Origin of the sequence: Succinivibrio sp. (assembly GCF_045124615.1) — a bacterium.
Classification (GTDB): Bacteria; Pseudomonadota; Gammaproteobacteria; order Enterobacterales; family Succinivibrionaceae; genus Succinivibrio; species Succinivibrio faecicola.
This window is the reverse complement of record NZ_JBGVMC010000193.1, coordinates 1-7,143: the sequence shown is the minus strand read 5'-3', so window position 1 is coordinate 7,143 and position 7,143 is coordinate 1. Positions and strand designations below refer to the sequence as shown.

General features: G+C 37.2%; 5 protein-coding genes. All 5 read left to right on the top strand.

What is annotated here, in order from left to right; translation table 11 throughout:
* Positions 1-526: PD-(D/E)XK nuclease domain-containing protein (locus tag ACJML3_RS05000; RefSeq protein WP_406021152.1), on the top strand; the 526-nt coding region annotated here is incomplete at its 5' end.
* Between the two features lie 47 nt (positions 527-573).
* Positions 574-1,578 (top strand): Asd/ArgC dimerization domain-containing protein, encoded by a 1,005-nt coding sequence (locus ACJML3_RS04995; RefSeq protein WP_406021150.1) that lies wholly within the window; start codon positions 574-576, stop codon positions 1,576-1,578.
* A gap of 104 nt (positions 1,579-1,682) precedes the next feature.
* Positions 1,683-5,585: a FimV/HubP family polar landmark protein gene (locus ACJML3_RS04990; protein WP_406021148.1), complete on the top strand. Its 3,903-nt coding sequence runs from the start codon at positions 1,683-1,685 to the stop codon at positions 5,583-5,585.
* The gene (locus ACJML3_RS04985; protein ID WP_406021146.1) at positions 5,575-6,261 is read left to right on the top strand and encodes a M15 family metallopeptidase; all 687 of its coding nucleotides are present in this window, start codon (positions 5,575-5,577) and stop codon (positions 6,259-6,261) included. The genes ACJML3_RS04990 and ACJML3_RS04985 overlap by 11 nt, the downstream gene beginning before the upstream one ends.
* On the top strand, positions 6,251-7,143 hold an 893-nt coding region (locus ACJML3_RS04980; protein WP_406021144.1), incomplete at its 3' end, for an NAD(P)/FAD-dependent oxidoreductase. The genes ACJML3_RS04985 and ACJML3_RS04980, both read left to right, overlap by 11 nt.

Sequence of the window (7,143 nt, the reverse complement as noted above, 5' to 3'; positions counted from 1 at the left end):
TCCAAACCTTGAAATAAGAGAATGCTTTATACAAAATATCAATGCTCACTTTGATGCAGTAGTAAATCAAGGAGAGAATAAGGCAAAGCTTATAGCAAAAGCTCTGTTTGAAGGTGATAGTGAAAGTGCATCAGATAACATCTTTGACCTTTTAAAGTCATATGTATCAATAAGAGATTTTGCAACAAAGGCAAAGAAAGAGAACTTCTATCATGGATTCTTATCAGGAGTATTTACAAACTGTTCTAACTTCATTACAGACTTTAAATCAAACAGTGAATCAGGTGATGGCTATGCAGATTTAATATTCATGGATAAAAGAAGGAAGAACGTAGTTATCCTTGAGATAAAAGTATCAAAAAGTGATGATGATTTTGAACAGGACACAAATGATGCTCTTTTACAGATAGAAAAGAAAAAGTATTACGAGCCATTATTAAAAAAAGTCAACATAGAAACAATCTATTGTTATGGCATCAGTTTCTATAACAAACAGTGCTATCTTTTAAGTAGAAAGGTTAAGTAAAAATCGATTTTTTTGCAGAATATAAATAATATTTACTGGAGATAAAAGTGTCATTAAAACTAGCAATATACGGTTACGATACAGACATTGGTAAACTTGTTTTAGAAACAATTGATGAACAGAATTTTGAACTTGATGATCTTTTTCCTCTAACACCTTTAAGCGGTGAATATGATGCAGTGAGCGTACGTGGTCAGAACTACTTTGTTCAGGCAGTTGATGAATTTGATTTTTCAAAGGCAGATGTTGCCTTATTCTTATCAACAAAAGATGAATCAGAACGTCTTGTATTAAAGGCAAAAGAAAAAGGTTGTGTAGTTGTTGACAACAGCCATCTGTTTTCAGGTGATAAGAATACCTGCACCATTGTTCCTCAGATCAATGATTATGATGTAAAAAAAGCAATAGAGAATAAACTTGTAATTCCAGCTCTTGCTCCATCCGTTGAGCTTATTCTTGCACTTAGTGTTCTTCATGATGAGTTCGGCGTTGACAAGGCCAACGCAACAGCTCTTGAATCAGTATCCGAGTTTGGTCAGCTAGGAACACAGACTCTTGCTCATGAGTCAACTCTTCTTTTAAATGGTATGGCATCAGATCACCTTGGATTTAAAGCACAGCTTGCATTCAATCTTCATTCGCATATTGGTGAAGTTCTTGATACAAACTTTACAGATCATGAAAGTACCATTATTTCTGAGACACAAAGAGTTTTAGGAAAGTTTACAAGAGGTTTGAATGTTACATCTGTTCTTGTTCCTGTGTTCTATGGCCATACAATGGTTGTAAATGTTGATCTTGAACAGTCAGCAACTTTAAGTGATGTTCAAAAGGCATTTGCAGACTCTGAATATACAGAGCTTTGTGAAAATGACAGACTTTTATCTCCTGTTGAAGATGCAATCAACCAGAGAAAAGTTCTTGTAAGCAGAGTAAGACAGACAGAAGGTTCAAAAAAATCATTCAGTTTTGAACTGATGATGGATAATTCACGTTTTGGTGAAGCAATCAGTCTTGTTGAAATTATTAAACTTATTGCTAAAAATAATTAATCTTGCACGATTTATGCATGAATATTTTCAAAATGCGATCTAGCTTAATTTTGACGATCGCAATTTTGGTAAAATACAAATATGCATTATAGGGGTAATAATCGATGCATTGGTTAAAAAAGAACAGCTTGGTAACGGCTTTATGTTTACTGTTTCCTCTGTGCGCCTTAAGTGCCGATGAGGATGGTACATTCACTATTACAATTCAGGGGCCTGAAACAGAGCAGGTTGCACCTGTAAATCAAACAAGACGTGCTGCCACACCAAGGCGTAGACAGACTGCCACAACTCAGACTCCTGCAGCTGCTGCACAGCAAAGAGCAACAGCTACAGTTTCGCCTAATACAAGAAGAACTGTTCAAAGAGTGCAAAATTTGCCTGCTTCAACCCCTAATCAGGCAAATGCAGCCCCTTTTAGCAACCAAACTACCAATGCAACAACTAATGCTCCTGTAAATTACAGATCATATGCAATCAAATCAGGTGACACTATCTGGTCTATTGCTTCCTCATTCATTCCTGAGGATAAGTCTGTTAATGAATTCCAGATTATTGCCTCCATTTACAGAAATAATCCTAATGCATTTGCAAATTCAAACGTCAATAATTTGTTAAAAACCACCATCAAAGTTCCTGATTCAGCAGAAATTGCACGTGAGGATGAAAAGGTTGGTGGCAGACTTTTAAAGCAGGGCTCTCTTGTGATGCCTCCTTTAAAAGCAAGAATTGCTGCAACTGTTCAGAATACTAATTTACACAATCAGTATGTAAGTGCAGAAAAGCGCCCTGATGATTCACAGAATGAGGCAACACTCTTATCTGGCAAGGATCTGAACAAAAACGATGTTTCAGGAGATGAGGATATTCCTTCCTATACTGCAATGGAAGCAAAAGTAAAAGAGCTTCAGGAAAAGAAGGAACAAGAAGAGCTCAATCGCGTTATTCCTGTTGATGGCGCAAAACAGGATCAGGTAAAACAGGATTCAATTGACAAACTGCAGTTTGCCGGCGGTTCAAATGATATTGATGGCACAAAGCAAAAAACTGTAAAAGAGCAGGTTGAAAATCCTCCTGTCATTATTCAGATTCCAGATGGACATCAGCAGTCTTTAGATGTTGATGCAATCAAAATCATGTTAGAGGGCAACAAGACAGCTCTTGAAGAGAAGACCAAAGCTATTGAAGCACAGATGGCTGAGGTTATGGACAGAGTTAAAAAGACTTCAGCTGCAACTGCAAAGACAGCAGCTGACAGTGTTGCAACTTTAGCAAATCAGTATGATCACATCATTGCAAATATTCAGCAGGATCTGATTGAAATCAAGGGAAATCTTACCAAGTTATCTCAGGACAATGAAAGGATCAGAGAAATGGTTCTTGCAAATGATGAGAAACTTGAAGATATGATGCTTCAGATTTCAAATTATACAGTTAATGCCTCAGACTCAGGTGTTGATCTTAACCGTCCAATCATGTTCATTCTGTTTGGTACAGGTCTTTTATCACTGGTTCTTCTGATTATCTTCTTTATCTTCAAGAAGCAGAACAGAGATAGAGCCTATACACTTGGTGACGATTTTGATGTTGAGGATTCAAGCTCTGAAAATATGCTCTTAACTGATGAGAACAGTGTCTTTGAGTTTGATGCTCCTCTTGAAGATTCTGATGATGAACCAATAGAAGAGCAAAAACAGTCAACTGAAAATGCTAATGCTATAGATGCACCATCAGATAATGTAAAACAATCTGATCTTCAGTCTCAAGAGGTAGAAAATACAGACAGTTCTCAAAGCGGTGAGGATAATGCACAAAAAGCCTGGGATGAGGCTGCTAACACTGATGCTGCTGAAGAAAACAAGAACAGTAAAGATGTTATGGACGACTGGTCTCAGGCTTTATCTGAGCAGCATAATGCTGAACAGTCAACCGTTGATGTTGATAATGGCTCATCAGACATGGCAGACTGGAATGAAGCTTTAAAGGAGCAGGCTGCTGATAAGACTGACGATTCTCAAATATCAGATGGCAATGATTTGTCAGCATGGGATGAAGCTTTAAAAGAACAGTCAGGTGAAAAGGATAATACAGGTGAATCTGATAACTCTTCTGATATGTCAGCCTGGGATGAGGCTTTAAAGGAGCAATCTGCTCAAAGTTCTGATGATTCAGCAGATGATGTATCTTCTGATGCAGAAGGTGAGTCAAATGATGCTATTGAAAATGAATCAGTTGAAGCTGTTGAGCCATCAGCAGATCTTGCCGCATGGGATGAGGCTGTAAATTCACCAAAATCAGATGCATCTGATGATAAGTTCAGTGAGGATAGAGTAATTCCTGATGAAACAGAGAATCTTGATAGTCTGTTCCCGGATGAAAATAATAAATCACGTTCTTCAAATCCACATGAAAATGTGAAACTTAATGAAAATATGACTGAAGCTGATGCAATTGCAGCCGCTATGGCAAGTGCTATGAATGCACAGTCTTTAGATGATACAAAGTCTCCTGATCTTTCAAATGCTCATGATGAGAATGAAGAAAATACTGAACAGACTGAGACTGATGCAGATACTACAAATCAGGAAAATGCAGATATAGCAGATATTGAAGATGTAGCTGATGAGTCTAATGCAGATATAGCAGATATTGAAGATATAGCTGATGAGTCTAATACAGATATAGATGTGAATGAGCAAATTGAAAATACTGTTACAGAAAATACTGACTCAATAACTGATAATTCTGATTCACAGATAGATGAGCTTAATGAAGCTTTAGCAGATTCTAATTCAGCTGATAATTCAGAGAATTTATCAGAAGATAATTCAGAAGATTTATCAGATGAGGAAAAATCTTTACTGGATTCACTCAATAAGGCAGATACTACCGATAAGAGTGTTATCCCATCAGAAGATGAAGCTGTACAGATTGCAAAGACAGAAGTTCTGACAAATGCTCAGCATGATGCATCTTTGGGTATTGGATCAAATGTTGATACTGTTCTTGATGACGATCTTGATCTTGAGTCACTGCTTGATGAAGATTCAAATGATGATAACAGTCAATCTGACGCATCAATTGAGAATGCAAAGATAGATACTGATAATTCATTAATTCAGGAAGAAGCAACTGAAGATACTCAGGTTGTAACTGATGATACAGATCAAGATTTAGTTTCAGATACGGAAAATGAAGATATATCTGAGTCTGTAAGTGAAGATGCTACAGATGATATTGCATCTTCAGATGAGAATTTATCAAAAATTGACAGTGCTGATACTCAGGTTACAGATGAAGCTCAAATCAGCGAAGATAATGATGATACAAAGACTGTATCATGGAATGTTCCTGAAGATGAGGATGAAATCGTTGAAAATGAAATGAATCATTCAGTCAGCGAGTCTGATTCATCTAAGAGTGTCGAAGAATTAGAATCTTCTGAAAATGATGAGACATCTGATAGTGAACTTCAAAGCTCTAAGGAGGATTTACAGGAGCTTGAGGCTCGTATCGGATCAGCAGGCTCAATGTACGATCCTGAGGCGGACAATGACATTATGAATATGTTAAGTAATGCATCTTCAGATGAGACTGCAGCATCAGATGATTCATTCAGTTCTGATGATATTACCAATATGCTTCAGAGTGCATCAAAGAGCACACCAGATATTTCTAGCAGAATAAATGAGATTAAGTCATCTGTAGAAACTGATGAGAAGATTAATGAAAATACAAATCAGGATAATGTCCTTGAACAGGTATTTGACAGAATCGGTCCTATCACTGCCATTGATGAAGAGCCTTTTGAAAATGATATAAGTGCACCATCAAAAGAGCTGACAGCAAAGGAGCATCAGTATTATGTTGATGAGCTCAATCTAGCTAGACTTTATTTTGAGACTGGCGACACTGAAGAGGCCATCAAGATCATTGATGATGTCAAGGAGCATGGAAGCGACGATCTCAAGCAGGAGGCTTTAAAGATAATTGAGTCTTATGGTAACTAAAGAAGAATATTTAGGTCTTGACAGTTCAAATCTTGTTAAATTTCACAATCCAGGCTCAAGCCTGGAATTTCTTGCAGAAGCATCATCCTTAAAGGCTCTAAAAGCTCTTATCGATGATGCTTCTTTGCATGGATTTGACCTGTGCGTTGCATCAGCATACAGAAGTTTTGACAGACAGTTTGCAATTGTAAATGACAAATTCATTGGTAAAAGAGCAGTTCTTGATGAAAATGAACAGCTGCTAGATATATCAGTGCTGTCAGATGAAAAAAAGGTTTTGGCAATATTAAGATTCAGCGCTGTACCTGGTTTTTCAAGACATCATTTTGGAACTGACTTTGATATATATGCAAAAAACTGTCTAAAAGACGGTGATAAGCTTTTGCTTACTGCAAATGAATATGAAAAGGGCAGTTACTTTTATGAGTTTGGACTGTATCTTGAAAAAAGTCTTGAAAAATTTGGCTTTTCAAGACCTTTTAGCAAAAGAGATCTGTTTGGATATGAACCTTGGCATATCTCATATGAAAAAAGTGCAATGAAAGTTATTCAGAGCTTTGATATAAATGCTGCGATAGCTTATCTTGAAAGTTTTGATGAACCATGGGTTAAATATGCTGTTGAATATGTAAAGGAGCATAAAGACAGAATTTTTGGTGAGATTTATGGAAGATAAGATTTTAAATACTGTTATCATTGGATCGGGACCTGCAGGTTACACAGCTGCAATATACTGCTCAAGAGCTATGCTAAATCCTGTACTTATAACAGGTGCAGACTTTGGCGGACAGCTTGCAACTACACCTGAAATTGAGAACTGGCCTGGCCGTTCAGACAGTCCTGATGGTGCAAGTTTAATGGATTCACTCTTCAATCATGCAAAAAAGCTAGGTACACAGTTTGTTTATGATACTGTTGTCTCCTGCTCATTAAAAGGTGAGATCAAGACACTTACATTATCATCAGGTGAACAATTACAGTGTAAAAGTGTAATTATCTGTACCGGTGCAAAGGCAAAATATCTTGAGTGCAAAAATGAAGATCTGTACAAAGGTCATGGAGTATCAGCATGTGCTACATGTGATGGTTTCTTTTTTAGAAACAAAACAGTAGCAGTTGTAGGTGGCGGCTCAGCTGCATTTACAGAGGCTTTGTATCTGTCTTCACTTTGCAAAAAGGTCTATCTTATCCACAGAAGAGACTCATTTAGAGCAGAAAAGGCTCTTGTTGATAAGTTAAAAGCTTTGACAGATAAGAATGTACAGTTTATTTTAAATGCAAAAGTTGATGAGTATACTGGTGATGGTAGTATATTAAAAGGTGTCATCCTAGATGTTGAAGGAACAAGACAGGAGCTTACTCTTGATGGTGTTTTTGTGGCTGTAGGACATAAGGCATCTACAGAGATCTTCAAAGATGATCTTGAACTTGAAAACGGCATTATAAAAACAGGTTTTACCTCTGCAACATCTACTTCATGCCATGGCGTATTTGCTGCAGGCGACTGCGCCGATGACACATACCGTCAGGCTATTACATCAGCTGGTACTGGCTGTAT

Coding starts and splice junctions, on each gene's coding strand:
- ACJML3_RS04985 (WP_406021146.1), top strand. CDS start 5,575: ATGGTAACTAAAGAAGAATATTTAGGTCTTGACAGTTCAAATCTTGTT.
- ACJML3_RS04990 (WP_406021148.1), top strand. CDS start 1,683: ATGCATTGGTTAAAAAAGAACAGCTTGGTAACGGCTTTATGTTTACTG.